Genomic DNA, 18,090 nt, shown 5'->3' with positions numbered 1-18,090 from the left:
GCGTTTTTTTTTTGGCTGTTAGCCCAATGATCGCGAAGCTATTTTCTTGAAAGAAAACGAAGTGGACTTATTCATCATCCGCCTCTTGGGGTATCACGGTTATTTGCCGCGTTTGGGTCCGGCTTTACCGCCTTGTTTCCCGACCTTGTTTGGCGGCGAGAAACGCTTGGACGGATCGCTTGCGCGTTTGTAGCTGCTTGGCTCCGATGCCGACTTTTTCGGCGCACCCTTAGGTTTGCGCGGCGCCTCGGTCGCTGGTTTCTCTTTCTTCCAGACGGCTTTTGCCTTGGGCTTGCCGGGGGCTTCGCCATTTGATTTTGGCTTTGGCTTGGCGCCGGGCTTCATCGGGCTGCGGTCGGTTTTGTGAGACTTCGGCGGGCGCTCGCCCTTGGGGCCGCCGCGCGGTTTGTCGAACCTGGGCTTTTCACTGCGCTCTGCGCGAACTTCGGCCACCGGATCCTCGCGGTAGGGTTTGCGTGGCTTGCGCGGTTCGGATGGTGCGTCGGAATCGTAAGATTTGCGATGCGGCTTTCCACCCGGCTTGGGACCCCGTTTCGGGCCGCCTGGCTTTGGACCGCGCGGCAGGTCCGGAGGGCTGTCGAGCTGGGTGACAACAGCGCCGCCTTCGGCTTTCATGTCTGGCCCAAGAGCATTGACAAACTTGGTTGCGGAGGAGGCCAGAATTTCAACAAAGCTGTGGCTTGGCTGTACGCGGATTGCGCCAATGTCGTCTTTGGTCAGATCACCCAAGCGGCACAGCATCGGCAGCAAGGTGCGCGGCTCTGCCCCATCATTGCGGCCTGCAGAGACCGAAAACCAGACAGAAGGCCCAAAGGCGGGGCGGGGTTTGTCGTCGCCGCGTTCGCCCGGATCGGTCAGATCTTCGGGGGCAGAGGCACGTGCGCGGTATAGGTTCACAAATGCGGTTGCCAGTTGTTCGGCACTGAATTGCTCGACCAGGTTGGCCACAAAAGCTTCTGCATCTTCAGGGATGGGCGCAGACCATGCATCATCGCCCAGCAGTCTGGCTTCGTCGGCGGCATTCACCTCGGCGGCGGTGGGTGCGGCGGCCCATTCGGCTTTCAGTTTGGCCCAACCCAGCAGGCGGTTGGCCTTTGTTTTCATCTTGGGCGGGACGATCAGCGCCGAAACCCCCTTGCGCCCAGCACGGCCGGTCCGGCCAGAGCGGTGCAGAAGGGTGTCCGAGTTGGACGGCAGATCGGCGTGAATTACCAGCTCCAGATTGGGCAGGTCGATCCCGCGTGCGGCCACATCGGTGGCGATACAGACCCGCGCCCGGCCATCACGCAGGGCTTGCAAGGCATTGGTGCGTTCCGATTGGGTCAGCTCCCCAGACAGGGCAACAACAGAAAAGCCGCGGTTGGTGAATTTGGCAGTCAGCCGCGCCACAGCGGCGCGGGTGTTGCAGAAAACGATGGCATTCTTGGCCTCGTAAAACCGCAGCACGTTGATAATAGCGTTTTCCGTGTCACGCGGGTGCACGTTCAGGGCGCGGTATTCGATATCCGCGTGCTGTTTGGCTTCGCCGACGGTGCTGATGCGTTGCGCGTCACGTTGGTAGGACTGCGCGAGCTTGGCAATTGCGGCCGGCACGGTGGCCGAAAACAGCAGGGTGCGGCGGTCTTCGGGCGCTTCGGACAGGATGAATTCCAGCTCGTCGCGGAACCCGAGATCGAGCATTTCATCTGCTTCGTCCAAAACAACGGCCCGCAGATCGCCAAGGTCGATGTTGCCGCGTTTGATGTGGTCGCACAGACGCCCCGGCGTGGCCACAACCACATGAACACCCCGGTCCAGGGCGCGGCGTTCGGTGCGTTGGTCCATGCCGCCAACACAGGTGGTGACAATCGCGCCGGCCTTGCCATAGAGCCAGCTGAGCTCGCGGCTGACCTGCATGGCCAATTCGCGTGTTGGTGCGATCACCAATGCCAAGGGCGCGGCGGCCGGGCCGAAATGTTCAGCCCCGTCCAGCAAGGTCGGCGCGATGGCCAGGCCAAAGCCGACGGTCTTGCCAGAGCCGGTCTGGGCCGAGACCAAAAGGTCGGCCTGGGCAAGCGCCGGATCGGTCACGGCCTCCTGAACGGCGGTAAGAGTTTCATAGCCCTGTTGGGCTAGCGCATCTGCGATGGTCTGGATCAAGGGATCATCCTGTTCTGAAGCATAGCCTGCAGTGCAGGCGGCCAGAGGCAGAGAGCCTCGGCGCAAGGTTTGGGCGTCGGTAAGGGTTTGCAGGGTGATTGTACATGGTGTTTATGTTTCGTGGGGTAAATGTGACCCTTGTTTTGTGGATTTTAAGAACTGTTTTGGGTATTTTACCGTAATTTTATCTCGCAGGCCTGTGGGAAAGGTTTTTTATGTCTGATGATTTTAATGCAGCGCAGGGTGATTCCGTGCCAAATCGCGGCGGGGTGCTGCGGACGGGCGGCAAGCATCCTGACGTTCTGACGATTGAGGACGTGATCACCTTCAAGCTGCGGCGGCTGGTGTTGATCGGGGAACGTGAGGGCCATCTTTGGTCCGAGGATCTGTTTGATCTCAGCTTGAATGAATGGCGGCTTTTGGCATTGATCAAGGCGCGGATGCCGGCGCGGGCGGGCGATATTGCCGACTTTATCCTGATGGACAAAAGCCAGGCCAGCCGTCTGATCAAATCCCTGCAATCCAAGGGGCTGGTTGTCACGGGCGAAGACCCCGATGATGGCCGGGCGCTGATGCTGGAACTCACGCCCGAGGGCGACAAGCTATACAACAGCATGATGGCTGAGGTGCTGCGCAGCAATGAAGAAGTGCTTGCGCCGCTGTCCGCAGAGGAAATCCTGTTGTTCAGTGATATGCTGCAGCGGTTGATTGATCATAGCTATGATCACCTTGAAGGACAGATGCGCCGCGGGAACTGATCGGGGCGGCCCCATCGTTATTTTCAGGGCCAGGCGGCAGTGCCGTAATATTTCACTTTGGCTGCGCAGGCTTAGCGGAAAATGCGCGGAAAATGGCTTGGGCCTCTCGCCAAATGCTGTCTTTTCAATTAGAACAAATAGTGAACATATGGAGGAATGTATGCCACCCGATTCCCCTTTTGGACAGGTGATTTCCCTGTCTCACAAACATTTGGTTCAGGATGTGCCGTGCCCCGGCGACGCCGCCGCGCCGGGCGCTGCGGTGTTGCGCGATGTGCTGGCAGGCGGGCCGTTCGATGCGGCACCGGCGGGGTTTGTTCTGGCCGCTTTGCCCGACAGTGCCGCGCCGGTGCTTTGGGTCAGCGACCGCATGTCACGGCGCGAAAACGGGCGGCTTTATGGGCCAGCGCTGGCGCAGTTTGGTCTCAAGGGGCCAATCCTGCGGGTCGAGGTCAGCCACCCGCGCGATGTGCTTTGGGCGATGGAAGAGGGCGCGGGCTGTGCCGGATTGGCGGCGGTGGTGGGCGAGATTCATGGCGCGCCCGAGGTGTTGAGCTTTACTGCGACCAAGCGGTTGGCGCTCAGGGCCGAGACCGCGCAAGTGCCGGTCTGGTTGATCCGGTCTGCCGATCACGGGGCGTTGTCGGCGGCCCGCGAACGCTGGCGGTTGTCATCCTTGCCGTCGCAGATGCACCCGGACAATCCACAGGCGCCGGGTCTACCACAATGGGAGGCCGAGCTGTTTCGCGCCCGTGGTCGTGCGCCGGGGGTCTGGAGCGCGGGCTATGACAGCAGCGCCCGCACAGCCGCGGATCGTCTCCGTCTGGTTTCCCGATCTGGCGATGGACCGCTGGCGGAGGATCACCGCGCAGCAGCGGACGCTGCCGGATGAAACCGTGCCTGTGGTTCTGGCGCAGGCGGGCCGTCATGGGCCGGTGGTCTATGCGGTGAGTGCGGCGGCGCAGAGGCGGGGCATATCGGAAGGCGAACGGATTGTTGATGTGCAGGCCATCCACCCTGATCTGCATGTGGAACAGGCCGATGCACCAGGGGATCGCAAGCTGTTGGACAGGGTTGCCCATTGGGCACGGCGTTGGTGCCCGTGGACGGTGCGGGATGGCGCAGATGGCATTGTGATGGATGTGACCGGCGCGGACCATTTGTTTGGCGGAGAGACCGCGATGTTGCGTGATATTGGTACAAGATTTCAGATGCAGGGGCTGACCGCGCGGCTGGCGATGGCGCCGACGCGTGGCGGCGCACAAATGTTGGCGCGGTTTGGCGCGGGGCGGGTGATCTGTGACACCGAGGATCTTGAGATGTGTCTTGCACCGCTACCCGTGGCGGCGCTGCGGATTGGCGCGGATACAGATCGGCTGCTGCAACGGCTGGGCCTCAAGACGCTGGGCGCCTTGATGCAGGTGCCGCGTGTGGCGCTGATGCGGCGCTTTGACCGGCTGGCCGAAGAAATCAATCCGCTGGTGTTGCTGGACCGTGCCCTTGGCCGGACGGCGGACCCGCTGAATGCGCCTGCGGATGCACGGCATTGGCTGGCGCGGGTACGCCTGCCCGAACCGGTGATTGATCCGCTGCCGCATCTTGAGGCACTGGCGCAGGATTTATGTGTGCAACTGGCCGAGGCGGAGCAGGGCGTGCGGCAGCTGCGGCTGACGATCTACCGCGTGGATGGCGAATGGCGCAGCCGCGATGTGGCTACGGCCAGCGCCAGCCGTGATCCGGCGCATCTGTTGCGGTTGTTGGCGGGCAAGCTGGACGGGATCGACCCCGGCTTTGGCTTTGATCTGCTGACACTTGAGGCATTGCGGGTTGAGCCGTTGGCGTTGCAGCAGGACCATCTGGAGGGCCGCCGCGATGCGCAGCGGGATGTTGCGGCGTTGCTGGACCGGCTGACCGCACGTTTGGGGCCGGACAAGATCACCTGGTCCGCCTGGGTGCAAAGCCATCTGCCCGAACGGGTGGAGCATGCCCTGCCGGCGCTGGGGCATGTGGCGAGGCAGGCACCGGTGCTGGACCGGGCGCGGCCCTTGCGATTGCTTGAGCCGCCCGAAGAGATCGCGGTGCTGTACGCCGTGCCCGAAGGTCCGCCCGCGCGGTTTCGCTGGCGGCGGGTGGCCTATCTGACGCGTCGCCACGAGGGGCCGGAACGGATCGCCCCTGAATGGTGGCGCGACCGGCCCGGTACGCGGCTGCGGGATTATTACAAGGTCGAGGTTGGCGATGGGCGGCGGTTCTGGATCTATCGCGAGGGGATTCTGGGCGACGGGCGCGGCGGCGATCCACGCTGGTTCATGCAGGGAATCTTTGCATGATGAAAGGACCGGCCTGCGCCCCACCAGAATGTGCGATTGGCACGGACCCAAGGCTGCTTTGCAGCCTTGGGTCCGTGCCGGGCGTAAACATTTTTGATTTGCCCCTCTGTGGATCGTCCGCGCGTGAAAATCACGGGCGATACCCTATCGCTTTGTAATCTGCCATGCCCCAACAAGACGGACATAAACGCCGCACGCTGGATCCTGACGATCCGTTCCAGTGGCACCCGCCCAGCCCCTATGTGGAGCTGGGTCTGGCCAGCTGTTTTTCGTTTCTGCGGGCGGCCTCTGACGCGGTGGATCTGACAGCGACGGCCAATCTGCTGGGCTATGACGCCATGGGCATTGCCGATCACAACACGCTGGCCGGGGTCGTGCGCATCCATACCGAGGCGCAAAAGGCCAAGCTGCGCCCATTGATCGGGGCGCGGCTGGTTTTGCTGTGCGGCACAGAACTTCTGGCCTATCCAAAAGACCGCGCCGCCTATACCCGGCTGTCGACACTGCTGAGCCGTGGCAAGATGTCGGACGTTGAGGGCGGCTGGCAGGAAAAAGGTGAAACCCATCTGACGCTTGAGATGCTGGCCGCCCATGCCGAGGGGCTGCAACTGATCGTGATGCCGCCTGCGCAACTGGATGTGTTTGAGGCCGGATTGCCCCGGCTGGTGCGGGCGCTGCCGCAGTTGCGCCATATCGGCGCAGCCTATCTTTATCGCGGCGATGATGTGGCGCGGATCAACCGGTTGGATGGGATGGCGCGGGCGCAGGGCCTGGGCATTCTGGCCACCAACGATGTGCTGTACCACACGCCCCAGCGCCGCCCCCTGCAGGATGTGATGACCTGCATCCGCGAGAGCTGTACGATCGACAAGGCCGGTTTCCTGCTGGAGGCCAACGCAGAGCGACACCTGAAATCCCCCGCCGAGATGTGCCGCTTGTTCGGTGCCTGGCCCCATGCCATCCGGGCCACGCGCGAGGTGGCGGATGCCTGCGTCTTTTCGCTGAGTGATCTGAAATACGAATACCCCCATGAGATCGTGCCGGAAGGGCGCGGTGCGCAGGAGGAGTTGGAGCATCTGACGTGGGAAGGTGCAGCGCAGCGTTACCCGGATGGAGTATCGGCGCGGATCAGGGGGATCATCGAAAAGGAATTTGCGCTGATCCGCTCCAAGAAGATTGCCCGCTATTTCCTGACCATCAACGACATCGTCCGCTTTGCCCGCGAGGTGGCAGAGCCGCCCATCCTGTGCCAGGGGCGTGGATCTGCCGCCAATTCTGCCGTTTGTTTCTGCCTTGGCATCACGGCGGTGGATCCAGAGGAACATGACGTGCTGTTTGAGCGGTTTCTCAGCGAAGAGCGGGACGAGCCGCCCGACATCGACGTGGATTTCGAACATGAGCGGCGCGAGGAAGTGATCCAGTACATGTATGAAAAATACGGGCGGGAGCGGGCCGGGCTCTGCGCCACGGTGATCCATTACCGCCCGCGATCCGCGATCCGCGAGGTCGGCAAGGCGATGGGCCTGTCCGAGGATGTGACGGCGAAACTGGCCAGCACGGTCTGGGGCAGTTTTGAGGGGCAGATGGGCGATGAGCGGGTCAAGGATGCGGGCATGGACCTGTCTGACCCCTATCTGCGCCGGGTGATCGCGCTGGCCCGCGAGATGACCGGCATGCCGCGCCATTTGAGCCAGCATGTGGGCGGATTTATCCTGACCGAACGGCCCCTGACAGAGATGGTGCCCATTGGAAATGGCGCGATGCCAGAGCGCAGTTTCATCGAATGGGACAAGGATGACATTGATGCCTTGGGCATCTTCAAGGTGGATATTCTGGCGTTGGGGATGTTGACCTGTATCGCCAAGTGTTTTGACCTTCTGCGGGCGCATTACGGCGTGGATCATGATCTGGCCAGCGTTCCGGCGGATGATGCGGCGACCTATGATATGCTCTGTGCGGGGGACAGCCTTGGGGTGTTTCAGGTGGAAAGCCGGGCGCAGATGGCGATGCTGCCGAAGCTGCGGCCCCGGGTGTTTTACGATCTGGTGATCGAGGTGGCGATTGTGCGCCCCGGCCCCATTCAGGGCGATATGGTGCATCCGTTCCTGCGCCGGCGTCAGGGGCTCGAAGGGGTCAGCTATCCCGCGCCGGGGCCGGAACATCCGCAGGATGAACTGCTCAAGATCCTGGGGCGGACGCTGGGCGTGCCGATCTTTCAGGAACAGGCGATGAAAATCGCCATTGATGCGGCGCGGTTTACGCCCAAGGAGGCCAATGAGCTGCGCAAGGCGATGGCCACCTTCCGCTCACGCGGGACCATTGAAACGCTGCAAAACAAGATGGTCGGGAGGATGACCGATCGCGGCTATTCGGAAGATTTTGCGCGGCGGTGTTTTGATCAGATCAAAGGCTTTGGCGATTATGGCTTTCCCGAAAGCCACGCGGCCAGCTTTGCCAAGCTGGTCTATGTGTCCTCTTGGATGAAATGCCACTATCCGGCGGCCTTTGCCTGTGCGCTGCTCAATTCCCAGCCGATGGGGTTTTATGCGCCCGCGCAGATCGTGCGGGATGCGCGGGAACATGGTGTCGAATTGCGCGGGGTGGATGCCAATTATTCCGATTGGAACAGCACGCTGGAGCCCTGCGAGACCGGATTTGCACTGCGGCTTGGCCTGCGGCAGGTGGACGGCATGCGCGAGGATGCCGCGGCGCGGATCATGGCGGTGCGGGACATGCCGTTTGTTGATGTGGCCGATCTCAAGACACGGGCGCGGCTGGACCGCGGGACGGTGCGGCGGTTGGCGGCGGCGGATGCGATGCGGTCCATGGGGATCGACCGGCGTCAGGCGCTGTGGCAGGGGCAGGCATTAAAAGATGCGCCGGATCTGCCGATCTTTACCCACGCCGAGGCCATGGACGAGGGTGCGGAGCCAGCAGTATCGCTGCCCGCCATGCCCCAGGCCGAACATGTGGTGGCCGATTATCAGACCCTGCGGCTGTCGCTGAAGGCGCATCCGGTCAGCTTTTTTCGGGCCAGCCTGCGGCGTCAGGGGTTTGCTGTGACCGACCAACTGCCGGGGATGCGAAATGGGGCGCGGGTGTCACTGGCGGGGCTGGTGTTGGTGCGGCAAAAGCCCGGCAGTGCCAAGGGCGTGTGTTTCATCACGCTGGAGGATGAGGCGGGGGTGGCCAATCTGGTGATCTGGCCCAAGCTGTTTGAACATTTTCGGCCCATCATCATGGGCGCCCGGCTTTTGGTGGTGCATGGGCGCATTCAAAGTGACGGGCGGGTTATTCACGTGGTTGCGGACCGGCTTGAGAACCGCACCGACCGGCTTGATGATCTGGCGGTGGACCGGGTGCCGCAAACGCAGGCGCGGGGCGACCATCCGACGCATCCGATCGCGGGGCAGGTGAGCGCCCGGAGGCATCCACGCGATGTGCGGGTGATCCCGAAGTCGCGGGATTTTCATTAGCGGTGTCTATGTGGCACTGGTAGGACAGGCGCGGCCCCCTTCGGGGCCCGCAAGTGATTTAATTTTGGTGATGAGGGACGCTGTCCCTCAAACTCCCTGAAGTATTTGGGGCCAAAAAGGGAAGTGGGCAAAGATGTTGGGCAACGTGCCTTTGACGCGGGATCTGGTGTTGGTCGGGGGCGGGCATGCCCATGCGCTGGTGTTGCGGTCCTGGGGGATGAAGCCCCTGCCGGGGGTGCGGTTGACGGTGATCAATCCGGGGCCGACGGCACCCTATACGGGGATGTTGCCGGGGCATGTGGCGGGACATTATGCGCGGGACACGCTGGAGATTGATTTGGTGCGATTGTGCCGCCATGCCGGTGCGCGGCTTATTCTGGACAAGGCCTGCGGGATTGATCGGGCAGGGTGGCAGGTCTTGATGGAGGGGCGGATGCCGGTGGCCTATGACGTGGCCTCCATCGACGTGGGGATCACCGCGCAGATGGATCTGCCGGGATTTGCCGAGCACGGGGTCGGGGCCAAGCCGCTGGATGTTTATGCGGCCCGCTGGCGTGATTTTCTGGCGCAGGTGCAGGCAGGGGATGCCGCGCCGGAGGTTGCGGTGATCGGCGGCGGCGTGGCCGGGTGCGAGTTGGCGCTGGCGATGGCCCATGCCTTGCGGCAGGCAGGCGTTGTACCGGATGTGACTGTGATCGAGGCCGCCGCCGAGATTTCCGGTGTGGGCGCCTCTGCGCGGCGGCGGCTGTTGGCACAGATGCAGCAGCTTGGCGTGGCCGTGCGGTGCGGGGCGCAAGTGACCCGGATCGGGGCACAGCGGGTCGAGATTGCCGGGCAAGACACGGTTGCCGCCGCGTTTTGTGTCGGGGCTGCTGGTGCCTTTGCGCATGAATGGGTTGGCGAGACTGACCTGCCGCTTCAGGATGGCTTTATTCGGGTTGATGAAACATTGGGCGTGGAGGGTGACCCCGCTTTGTTTGCCGTGGGGGATTGCGCACATATGCCTTTCGCGCCAAGGCCAAAGGCCGGGGTGTTTGCCGTGCGTGCCGCCCCGGTTCTGCATCACAATTTACGAGCGGCTCTGGGCGTTGGGCGCCGCCGCAGGTTCAAACCGCAAGCGCATTATCTCAAGTTGATCTCGCTTGGCGGCAAATCCGCGATGGCGGAGAAGTTCGGGGTGAGCCTGTCTGGCCCACTGCTGTGGCGCTGGAAGGACCGGATTGATCGGGCCTTTATGGAAAAATTCACCAACCTGCCGGTGATGAAGGTGGCACCGCCGCGCGGCCCTGTGGCGGCAGGTGTTGCCGAGATGCTGGAAGCTGCGCCGCTTTGTGGTGGTTGCGGGGCCAAGGTGGGTGGCGGTGTCTTGGGCACTGCGTTGGATCGGTTGAAGCCTGTCAGCGGCGCAATTCTGACCGGAGCAGGGGATGATGCGGCGGTATTGGGCCAGCCTGGCGGTGGTTTTCAGGTGATCAGTACGGATCATCTGAGGGCAATGATTGCGGACCCCGTATGCATGACACAGGTGGCGGCGGTTCATGCGCTGGGAGATATCTGGGCAATGGGTGCCAAGCCGCAGGTGGCGCTGGCGCATCTGATCTTGCCGCAGATGACACCGGATTTGCAGGCACGAACCTTGGCAGAGATCACTCAGGCGGCCTCGGCTGTGATGGGCGCGGCAGGGGCGCAACTGGTGGGCGGGCACACCACCATGGGGGCCGAATTGACGGTCGGGTTCACGGTAACGGGGTTGCGTGACGAGATGCCGATTACCGTCTCCGGGGCGCAGAATGGTGATCTTTTGGTGTTGACCCGGCCCATTGGCACGGGGGTGATCTTTGCGGCGGATATGCAAGGCAAGGCGGATGGGCGCGATGTCGCTGCTGCCTTGCACGTCATGCAAGAGTCGCAGGATATCGCGGCGGCGGCGCTGGCCAAGGCCCATGCAATGACCGATGTAACGGGGTTTGGCCTTGCCGGACATATTCAGGCGATGTGCCGCGGGTCTATGATGGATGCGGTTTTGTGGCAGGATCAGATACCGGTCTATGGTGGTGCGCGGGCCTTGTCGGACAAGGGGATGGCGTCAAGCCTGATGCCGGCCAATCGCCGTGATGCGCCGGTTGCGGGGGTGGATGATGCACTGCTTTATGATCCGCAAACGGCGGGTGGATTGTTGGCCGCTTTGCCGCCAGATGCCGCGGCCAAAGCCGTGGCGCAGATGGAGGCGCAGGGCATTACGGCGGCGGTGATTGGCCGGCTATCTTCCGGCCAAGGCGCGATCACGCTGGAGCAGCGCCGCTGAGCAATGTTTGTGCTGCCTGTTGCAACGTGGTTTCTGACAGGTCAGGCAATTCCAGACGTCTGACCGGCGTGGCGGAGCGGGCGGCGGATTTCGCATAGCGCGGGTCGTAGTGGTCGCGCACAAGGCCGGTTGCGAGGGTTTGCCAATCGCCGGTTTTGGCAAGGTCATGCCATTGTCCTATGAGCTCTACGGGGTGATAGGGCCGCAATTGTTCAATCTGTGCACCGAATTGCGCCGGATCGTCCGTCAAATCCTCGTAAGCACGGCACAGGAAATCGGCGCGGGCTGGCAAGGGGGCCGATATTTCAATCCTCGGAGCCGTACACATACGGCTCCAAAGCGCAGGCGGCACGACTCGGTCGCCGATTTTACTGCTTTCGGCCTCGACCCAAGTCACCTTGTTTGGATCAAGCTGTGCGCAAGCCGCGGCCAAACGGGATTCGAACATTTTTTGTTTGGGTTGTTCGCTTGCGGTTGCCCCAAAGATCGAGCCACGGTGACCGGCCAGCGCTTCGAGGTCCAGTATCTGGCCTCCGGCGGTTTCAAGATGTTGGAGCAGGCGGGTTTTGGCGGTGCCGGTGCCTCCCGATACCAAGATCAACTGGTGCGGCAGCGGACCATCATAAAGCATCTTGCTGACCAGACTGCGGTAACTGCGATAGCCGCCGCTGAGCAGCCGAACCCGCCAGCCCACCTGATCAAGGATGGTGGTAAATGCACCGGACCTTTGGCCACCGCGCCAACAATAGACCAGTGGTTGCCAATCGCCACCTTTGCCGGCCAGCGGCCCTTGCAAATGCGCAGCGGTGTTTTGCGCCACAAGTGCGCCGCCTATTTTGCGGGCACTGAAGGGGCTGTCTTGTTTGTATATCGTGCCAACCTTGGCCCGCTCGGCATCATCGAGCACCGGCAGGTTGATCGCGCCGGGCAGGTGGTCTTCGGCAAATTCAGAAGGCGCGCGGACATCAATGATCGTATCCACAGCCAGATCTGTCAGGTCGCTATAAGTGGAAAGGGTGCAGGGGATCATCAGGTGCCTCGGATCGGAACCTTCCCTATGTAACGGCTTTGCCGGTGAGGTCCAGTTGCGCGGCGGCTTGGATCTTTTGCCAAAGGTGGCGCACGGCGGTGAGATCCTGAATGCCCAGACCGCTCAGGCACGCGAGGGTGATGCCCTTGGGGTCGCGCACTGTACCATGGGTCAAACAGGTGCCAATCTCGGTCAGGTCATCTGCCGTGATAATCCCTTGCGCGATCGCCCGATGGGGTGATCCAAACGATTCCCCCGAGGTGCAGGCATCTACAAAGATAGCCGCCTTTGCCATCACCTGCGGATCGATCTCGCATTTTGTTGCATCATCAGAGCCGACGGAGGTGATGTGTTGGCCGGGCCGAAGCCAATTTGCGTCGATCACCGGATCTTTGGCGGCGGTGGCGGTGAGGATGACATCGGCAAGCGGCACGGCCTCTGCAAGATCGCCTACGAGTGAGAATTCTGTTTCAGAGTGGGTCTTGGCCAGATCATCGCGCAGTTGCTCGGACTTTTGTGGATCGCGCCCCCAGACGGCAATTTGCGGCACGCGGCGCGATAACAGCAATGCTTCAACCTGCAAACGCGCCTGCATTCCAGTGCCGACAACCAATGCATTGGCGGCATCGACCGGGACCAACAATTCGGCGACAACTGCGCCAGCTGCGGCAGTGCGATAGTCCGAAATCAGGTGATTGTCCTGCAGGATCGCAATCGGTTTGCAGGTGATGCTGTCAAACACCACGATCAATCCGCTGGAGGCCGGTTCCCCGCGATCGATCAGCACCTGTGACCAACCCGCCATTTTCACCGTAAAGATCGGGCAATCGGGCAGGCAGGCGGATTTGACGTGAATGTCTGCCATGTCATTGGGATGCAACACATAGACGGGCGCCTGTGCACTGCCATCTGAAATGGCGCGAAAGGCGTCTTTTGCGGCGGGCAGAAGGGCAGCGATGTCCAGATGCGGGGCGATATCATCTGGTTGGAACATGGGGATCATGGAGCGCAGACCTTTCCTTCACCCACAAAGGCAACATGCCCTGCAACGGAGATATTTGTGATGCTATCAGGGGTGCCATAGGCCGTCACCTGTAACTGGCTCGGGCGGCCCATGAAGTGCCCTTGCCTGAGAGTGACGGGGTCGCCCGCATTGATCAGCCCGTGTTTTAATGCATAAGCCCCGACCACTCCCGCCGCGCTTCCTGTGGCGACGTCCTCGATCACACCATCGTTGTTCCAATGCCGCCCTTCAAAGGTGTCCACGTCGAAGAGATAGGCAAATTCTGCGCCAACTGCGGCCAATTGCTGATCAAGATCATCCACGGTGATCCGCGCCTGATCCAAGCCGCCGCTTACCGGGATCACCAGATACTTCAGCCCTGTCGAGATCACCTCCAATGGCAGATCGGCCATCTGCGTCTCGGCGAGATGAAACGCATCCGCAAAGCCGGGCTTTGCGCCCATGGGCAGAACGGCGATGAAATCCGGGGCACCTTGATCGAGGGTGCCGGTGTATATGCCATTCTCCAACGCGGTGCGGATCGTAACCATTCGACCACCGTTTAGCGTAATGGCCCATGTTTGCGGTGCAGTGTCGCCCGAGGCGCGATGCAATGTGCAGGCCGCGCCAATCAACGGATGTCCGGCGAACGGCAGTTCTTCCAACAGATCAAAGACGCGTGCCGTGATGCGATCTTGATCCTGACTGAGAAATATGGATTCGAAATGGCGCATTTCCTGTGTCATGCGCAGCATCTGCTGGGCGCTGAGCCCGGCGCAATCGGTAAAAACCGCAAGGCTGTTGCCTGCATAGGGTTGGCTGGCAAAGACGTCGCAATGCACAAAGTTGTAGTCATCCTGCGTCCGTGGCATAGCATACCTGCATAGTGGAGAATCTATATAGATGAATGACTATACGCTTGCCGAAATTGTGTCAATCGCTGGCCCACTGAAGGCTTTGGCGAACGAGAACCGATTGCTGATCCTGCATTGGTTGGCTGATCCGGAGCGGTTCTTTCCGCCGCAAGTGGATGGCGATTTGGTGCAGGACGGCGTTTGTGTCGGTTTCATCACCGAGAAGATTGGCCTGAAACAGCCGACTGTGACCAATCATATGAAGATTTTGCAGGATGCCGGCTTTGTGCGCAGCAAACGGATCAAGAACTGGGTTTTTTACCAATTGATCCAAGGGAAGGTTGCAAGCTGTCTTGAGGATGTCAGTCAGCTTGCCAAGACATGATCTGGCAGAGGCTTAGCCCTTTGCCGGCGGTTCCGAGGGGTCGCAAATTTCATACCAAGACGGCTTCTCGTTCACATGTTCATGAAAGCCGTTCTTGATCGGCAATTCATCGTCAAAGGCATTGGCCGAGATGGGAAAGCTGTCCTCCTCTGACAGAATTTCGCCGAGAGAGGTGCCACAGGTTTTGCAAAAGCATCTGGGGTATTTGTAAGGCGCCTCAGGGACAAAGGCCTGCACGTTGTCTTTGCCTTTGATCCAACGCAAATCGTTCTTTTTCACAAAGACAATCGCACTGGCCCCGGCCTTGCGGCAGCGCGAACAATGGCAGGTGCCCATCGTCGTCGGCGGCGCGTCCAAAGCAAACTCGATGGCCCCGCAATAACAACTTCCCTTCAGCATGCGCCCAAACCCTTTTTCAACGACTGCAGTTTGAGAACAATACGTGAACATTTGGTGCGCAACAATAGCAAATCGGAATGGAATACGGGCGACAGTCAGCCCTTCTGAGGTGCGATAAGTATCAAGGTGCTGGAAAGGAAGGGTTTGGTGGAGCATAGCGGGATCGAACCGCTGACCTCCTGCATGCCATGCAGGCGCTCTCCCAGCTGAGCTAATGCCCCATTCAGGTCTGTGACCTTAGTGGATGCGCCGGTGTCTAGGCGCAAGCGAAGGCGGGATCAAGTGGAAAATCCACCTCCCGCCCCCGAATTTTAGGAATCGTCGTCGTCCGATGCCACGTCCGCAATATCGTCCAGCGGAACAGTGTCGCTATCGTCGTCATCGTCGTCCAGAATATCGTCATCCAGATCTACATCGACGTCGTCGTCATCGAGGATTACATCCTCGTCGACTTCGGCTTCCTTGGCCTTGGCTGTGACGGCATCTTCGGCGTCGGCCGCAATCATCCGGGATTTGGATGCGTCTACTTCCAGTACTTCGCCGGTGTAGGGGCTAACGATCGGGCTCTTGTTCAGGTCATAGAAGCGCTTGCCCGTTGTGGGGCACAGGCGCTTCGTTCCCCATTCTTCTTTGGGCATGGAACACCCCTCTTCGAATTTTCGGTTGCGTATAGATGATTCCGGCCAAGTGCCATATGAGGGTGGCACTGTCAAAGGCTTTAGCCGACTGTTGCCAATTGGACCCTGTTGATGACCGACCCAATTCTGCCCGGCGATCCGCCAATTGTGCTGCTGATGCGGCGTTCTGCGCGGGCAAAACGGATCTCTTTGCGGATTTCCCAGTTGGACGGACGAGTGACATTGACCATGCCCGCCAAGCTGGCAGAAGCCGAGGCGATGGCCTTTGCCCGCAGCAAGGAGCCATGGATTCGCAAACATCTTGAGGCACGCGGCGAGGACGTGCCGGTTGCACTGGGCGCGGCGCTGCCAGTGGGCGGGCAGATGTTGCGAATCGTGCCGGGGCAGGGGCGCGGCGTGCAGATCGGGCAGGACAGTATCGCCGTGCCCGGGGCCCCGGATCGGGTGGCCGTGCGGCTTGGTGCTTATCTCAAGGAAGTGGCGCGTGATCGCCTGGCGGGTGCTTGCGATGACTATGCCGCATTGCTTGGCAAAAGCTATGGCCGGATCACGATGCGCGACACCCGGTCCCGTTGGGGCAGCTGTACAAGTGACGGTGCGTTGATGTTTTCCTGGCGGTTGATTATGGCACCGCCCGAAGTGCTGGATTATGTCGCCGCACATGAGGTCGCGCATCTGGCCGAGATGAACCATTCCGCCGCCTTCTGGGCCGGAGTTGAACGGATTTACGGTGACTACAAAGCGCCGCGCAGGTGGTTGCGCCAACACGGCAGTGATTTACATCGTTATCGGTTTGGGGAGGACCGCTGATGTTTGATCTCCAACCCGCGGATCGCTTTTCCGCCGCGCAGCTTCTGACAGCAATGAACGACGCCTTTTCCGATTATCCGGTTCCTCTGCAACAGGATTTGCCGGGGTTCGAGGCTTTCTTGCGTCAACGCGGCGTTGATCTGACCAGCGCGGTTGTCGCAACACAGGGAGACGAAATCGCCGCGCTTTGGCTCACTGCCATCAGGGGGCAAGCGGCCTATCTGGCGAGCAGCGGCACCCGCCCGCCCTTTCGTAAGCAGGGCTTGGCACGGGCGATGGCGGCCCGTTCGTTCGACGTCCTGAAGGCGCGTGGCGTTTGTAGGTTTCAGCTGGAGGTCTTGCAGAACAACCCAGCGGCAATTGCGCTTTATCAGGGCATTGGCCTGCAGACCCAGCGCGATCTGAACAGTTATTCACTGACCGCGCCCTCCTCAAGCGCGGAGACCGCATTCGAAATCAGGTTTTGCCCCTTGTCAGACATTTCCGCCACGGCCCCGACCTTTTGGCAATGGCGGCCCTCTTGGCAGAATGATAGTCCCGCGCTTGAGGCGGCAGGCGACAATCTGCAGTGCCTCGCGGCCTGGGACGGGGATCAGCTTGCCGGGTATCTGGCGCTTTATCAGGATCGGGCGAGCGTTGCCCAACTTGCCGTGCGGCCCGCGCTGCGCCGCCGGGGTCTTGGGCGGGCGCTCTTGACGGCTGCGGGCCGGCGGCTCCAAGTGGCGGAGTTGCTGGTGATCAATGCAGATGCGAGCGATGCGGGCTTTGCCGCGTTCATGCGGGCCTGTGAGGCTCGCCCGCTTGTGCAACAGTTTGAAATGGCGATGCCGCTATGAAACAGGCAAGCGGGACTTGACGGTGCTCGGTTTTGTGATCACAAACAGATATGACCCTGACCGCCCGTCCATCCGATGCAACCTCGCCCGCTCATGACCGCGTGTATCGCGGGTTGCGCAGCCGGATCATGCACGGAGATTTGCCCCCCGGTCACCCGCTGACCCTGAGGGGGATTGGCAAGGAATACGAGGTGTCGATGACGCCCGCCCGTGAGGCCGTGCGCAGGCTGGTCGCAGAAGGCGCTTTGACGATGTCCACCTCTGGCCGGATCAGCACACCGGAGCTGTCCAATGAGCGGATCGAAGAGCTGGCCGCGCTGCGCGCCTTGATAGAGGTCGAACTGGCCAGCCGGGCATTGCCGCGTGCGCATATGGCGCTGATTGACCGGATGCAGACCATCAATAACGCCATATCTGAGGCCGTCGCCCACCGCGACGCGGTCAGCTACATCCGCACCAATCTGGAATTCCACCGCACGCTTTATCTGCGGGCACAGGCACCGGCGATGCTGGCGATGGCCGAGACCGTCTGGCTCCAGATGGGGCCAACAATGCGGGCGCTTTACGGCCGCCTGCGCCGCACCGATCCACCGCAATTCCACCGGTTGATCATTGCTGCGCTCAAGGCGGGGGATGAACCGGGCTTGCGCCTTGCCGTGCGATCCGATGTGACCCAGGGCTTGCGGATGCTGGCCAGTTAACCGGCAACACCTTCCTTGTCGGGCGCAGGTGCGGGCGTGATGGTTGTCCAGTATTTGCCGGCAGACACAACGCAGCTGATCCCGTTTGGATGGCTGACCAATATGGTAAAGCTATCGCCGCCCACAGAGGACCAGACCTCAATCAAAGCGCGGGCATTCTGAAGGCCTGTGGCGGTCAGTGTTTCGTTGAATTCCGTGCTAAGCCGATCCACCAGATCGACACGCGGCGCACAGGTCATTGCCGCAGCGGGAGGGCCCGTTGCGACCATCCCGAACAGCAGGGCGGAGGTGAGGATACGTTTGTACATGACATGCTCCTTTTCTCAGGCGAAAGAAGGAGCGCAGAACGCAAAGAAGGGGTCTGTGGCTCCCTCATCTATTGATATGGGGATGCGCGACAGCCGT

Annotated in this window: 16 protein-coding genes and 1 tRNA gene; 9 read left to right on the top strand and 8 right to left on the bottom strand. The window is 61.1% G+C overall.

Annotation, left to right across the window (positions count from 1 at the left end; translation table 11 throughout):
• Positions 1 to 99: 99 nt before the first annotated feature.
• A complete protein-coding gene (locus JNX03_RS11895; protein ID WP_203209247.1) occupies positions 100 to 2,160 on the bottom strand; it encodes a DEAD/DEAH box helicase in 2,061 nt (686 codons plus the stop codon).
• 215 nt (positions 2,161 to 2,375) lie between these two features.
• On the opposite strand from JNX03_RS11895, the gene JNX03_RS11890 reads away from it, so the two are divergent.
• The 5 genes from JNX03_RS11890 (at position 2,376) to selD (ending at position 11,029) form a co-directional block, all read left to right on the top strand.
• Positions 2,376 to 2,918 carry a MarR family winged helix-turn-helix transcriptional regulator gene (locus tag JNX03_RS11890; protein ID WP_203209246.1) on the top strand — a complete coding sequence of 181 codons (543 nt, stop codon included), beginning with the start codon at positions 2,376 to 2,378 and terminating at the stop codon, positions 2,916 to 2,918.
• Between the two features lie 160 nt (positions 2,919 to 3,078).
• Positions 3,079 to 3,810, top strand: coding sequence for an ImuA family protein (locus tag JNX03_RS11885; protein ID WP_203209245.1), 732 nt, complete (start codon positions 3,079 to 3,081; stop codon positions 3,808 to 3,810).
• Positions 3,704 to 5,248 (top strand): Y-family DNA polymerase, encoded by a 1,545-nt coding sequence (locus JNX03_RS11880; protein WP_231024213.1) that lies wholly within the window; start codon positions 3,704 to 3,706, stop codon positions 5,246 to 5,248. Before JNX03_RS11885 ends, JNX03_RS11880 begins: the two co-directional genes overlap by 107 nt.
• 164 nt (positions 5,249 to 5,412) lie before the next feature.
• Positions 5,413 to 8,724: an error-prone DNA polymerase gene (locus JNX03_RS11875; protein ID WP_203209244.1), complete on the top strand. Its 3,312-nt coding sequence runs from the start codon at positions 5,413 to 5,415 to the stop codon at positions 8,722 to 8,724.
• Between the two features lie 133 nt (positions 8,725 to 8,857).
• On the top strand, positions 8,858 to 11,029 hold the full coding sequence (selD, locus tag JNX03_RS11870) for a selenide, water dikinase SelD (RefSeq protein WP_203209243.1): 2,172 nt from the start codon (positions 8,858 to 8,860) through the stop codon (positions 11,027 to 11,029).
• On the opposite strand, the gene mnmH is transcribed toward selD, so the two are convergent.
• The 3 genes from mnmH to JNX03_RS11855 are packed head-to-tail and all read right to left on the bottom strand — an operon-like array spanning position 11,007 to position 13,934.
• Positions 11,007 to 12,059, bottom strand: coding sequence for a tRNA 2-selenouridine(34) synthase MnmH (gene mnmH, locus JNX03_RS11865; RefSeq protein WP_203209242.1), 1,053 nt, complete (start codon positions 12,057 to 12,059; stop codon positions 11,007 to 11,009). The genes selD and mnmH overlap by 23 nt on opposite strands.
• 25 nt (positions 12,060 to 12,084) lie before the next feature.
• Positions 12,085 to 13,062 (bottom strand): ornithine cyclodeaminase family protein, encoded by a 978-nt coding sequence (locus JNX03_RS11860; protein WP_203240792.1) that lies wholly within the window; start codon positions 13,060 to 13,062, stop codon positions 12,085 to 12,087.
• On the bottom strand, positions 13,059 to 13,934 hold the full coding sequence (locus JNX03_RS11855) for a PhzF family phenazine biosynthesis protein (RefSeq protein ID WP_203209240.1): 876 nt from the start codon (positions 13,932 to 13,934) through the stop codon (positions 13,059 to 13,061). Before JNX03_RS11855 ends, JNX03_RS11860 begins: the two co-directional genes overlap by 4 nt.
• 31 nt (positions 13,935 to 13,965) lie before the next feature.
• Here JNX03_RS11855 and JNX03_RS11850 point away from each other — a divergent pair, with 31 nt between their 5' ends.
• Positions 13,966 to 14,301: an ArsR/SmtB family transcription factor gene (locus tag JNX03_RS11850; protein WP_203209239.1), complete on the top strand. Its 336-nt coding sequence runs from the start codon at positions 13,966 to 13,968 to the stop codon at positions 14,299 to 14,301.
• Between the two features lie 12 nt (positions 14,302 to 14,313).
• Here JNX03_RS11850 and JNX03_RS11845 read toward each other — a convergent pair whose 3' ends face one another.
• From JNX03_RS11845 to JNX03_RS11835, 3 genes are all read right to left on the bottom strand, one after another.
• Positions 14,314 to 14,700 carry a GFA family protein gene (locus tag JNX03_RS11845; RefSeq protein WP_203209238.1) on the bottom strand — a complete coding sequence of 129 codons (387 nt, stop codon included), beginning with the start codon at positions 14,698 to 14,700 and terminating at the stop codon, positions 14,314 to 14,316.
• Positions 14,701 to 14,845: 145 nt separating this feature from the next.
• A tRNA-Ala gene (locus JNX03_RS11840) sits at positions 14,846 to 14,921 on the bottom strand.
• A 90-nt stretch (positions 14,922 to 15,011) separates the two neighbouring features.
• Positions 15,012 to 15,338 (bottom strand): TIGR02300 family protein, encoded by a 327-nt coding sequence (locus tag JNX03_RS11835; RefSeq protein WP_203209237.1) that lies wholly within the window; start codon positions 15,336 to 15,338, stop codon positions 15,012 to 15,014.
• A gap of 111 nt (positions 15,339 to 15,449) precedes the next feature.
• Here JNX03_RS11835 and JNX03_RS11830 point away from each other — a divergent pair, with 111 nt between their 5' ends.
• From JNX03_RS11830 to JNX03_RS11820, 3 genes are read left to right on the top strand one after another with little or no spacing between them, the layout of a single operon-like run.
• Complete coding sequence (locus JNX03_RS11830; protein WP_203209236.1) at positions 15,450 to 16,148, top strand: M48 family metallopeptidase; 699 nt, start codon at positions 15,450 to 15,452, stop codon at positions 16,146 to 16,148.
• Positions 16,148 to 16,984: a GNAT family N-acetyltransferase gene (locus JNX03_RS11825; RefSeq protein ID WP_203209235.1), complete on the top strand. Its 837-nt coding sequence runs from the start codon at positions 16,148 to 16,150 to the stop codon at positions 16,982 to 16,984. Before JNX03_RS11830 ends, JNX03_RS11825 begins: the two co-directional genes overlap by 1 nt.
• Positions 16,985 to 17,034: 50 nt before the next feature.
• Entirely contained in the window at positions 17,035 to 17,685 is a 651-nt protein-coding gene (locus JNX03_RS11820; RefSeq protein WP_203209234.1) for a GntR family transcriptional regulator, read from the top strand.
• Here the strand turns inward: JNX03_RS11820 and JNX03_RS11815 are convergent.
• On the bottom strand, positions 17,682 to 17,993 hold the full coding sequence (locus JNX03_RS11815) for a hypothetical protein (RefSeq protein WP_203209233.1): 312 nt from the start codon (positions 17,991 to 17,993) through the stop codon (positions 17,682 to 17,684). The two genes, JNX03_RS11820 and JNX03_RS11815, sit on opposite strands and share 4 nt — an antisense overlap.
• Positions 17,994 to 18,090 lie beyond the last annotated feature (97 nt).

The sequence above is a fragment of the Sulfitobacter mediterraneus genome (genome assembly GCF_016801775.1).
Lineage (GTDB): Bacteria > Pseudomonadota > Alphaproteobacteria > Rhodobacterales > Rhodobacteraceae > Sulfitobacter > Sulfitobacter mediterraneus_A.
The sequence above is the reverse complement of the archived record's forward strand: the minus strand, read 5'-3'. Positions and strand labels throughout refer to the sequence as shown.

Excerpts from the sequence above, each read along its gene's own strand:
- selD (WP_203209243.1), top strand. The coding sequence starts at position 8,858 with ATGTTGGGCAACGTGCCTTTGACGCGGGATCTGGTGTTGGTCGGGGGC.
- JNX03_RS11890 (WP_203209246.1), top strand. The coding sequence starts at position 2,376 with ATGTCTGATGATTTTAATGCAGCGCAGGGTGATTCCGTGCCAAATCGC.
- JNX03_RS11820 (WP_203209234.1), top strand. The coding sequence starts at position 17,035 with ATGACCCTGACCGCCCGTCCATCCGATGCAACCTCGCCCGCTCATGAC.
- JNX03_RS11845 (WP_203209238.1), bottom strand. The coding sequence starts at position 14,700 with ATGCTGAAGGGAAGTTGTTATTGCGGGGCCATCGAGTTTGCTTTGGAC.
- JNX03_RS11830 (WP_203209236.1), top strand. The coding sequence starts at position 15,450 with ATGACCGACCCAATTCTGCCCGGCGATCCGCCAATTGTGCTGCTGATG.
- JNX03_RS11875 (WP_203209244.1), top strand. The coding sequence starts at position 5,413 with ATGCCCCAACAAGACGGACATAAACGCCGCACGCTGGATCCTGACGAT.
- JNX03_RS11850 (WP_203209239.1), top strand. The coding sequence starts at position 13,966 with ATGAATGACTATACGCTTGCCGAAATTGTGTCAATCGCTGGCCCACTG.
- JNX03_RS11855 (WP_203209240.1), bottom strand. The coding sequence starts at position 13,934 with ATGCCACGGACGCAGGATGACTACAACTTTGTGCATTGCGACGTCTTT.
- mnmH (WP_203209242.1), bottom strand. The coding sequence starts at position 12,059 with ATGATCCCCTGCACCCTTTCCACTTATAGCGACCTGACAGATCTGGCT.
- JNX03_RS11835 (WP_203209237.1), bottom strand. The coding sequence starts at position 15,338 with ATGCCCAAAGAAGAATGGGGAACGAAGCGCCTGTGCCCCACAACGGGC.
- JNX03_RS11815 (WP_203209233.1), bottom strand. The coding sequence starts at position 17,993 with ATGTACAAACGTATCCTCACCTCCGCCCTGCTGTTCGGGATGGTCGCA.
- JNX03_RS11825 (WP_203209235.1), top strand. The coding sequence starts at position 16,148 with ATGTTTGATCTCCAACCCGCGGATCGCTTTTCCGCCGCGCAGCTTCTG.
- JNX03_RS11880 (WP_231024213.1), top strand. The coding sequence starts at position 3,704 with ATGACAGCAGCGCCCGCACAGCCGCGGATCGTCTCCGTCTGGTTTCCC.
- JNX03_RS11885 (WP_203209245.1), top strand. The coding sequence starts at position 3,079 with ATGCCACCCGATTCCCCTTTTGGACAGGTGATTTCCCTGTCTCACAAA.
- JNX03_RS11860 (WP_203240792.1), bottom strand. The coding sequence starts at position 13,062 with ATGATCCCCATGTTCCAACCAGATGATATCGCCCCGCATCTGGACATC.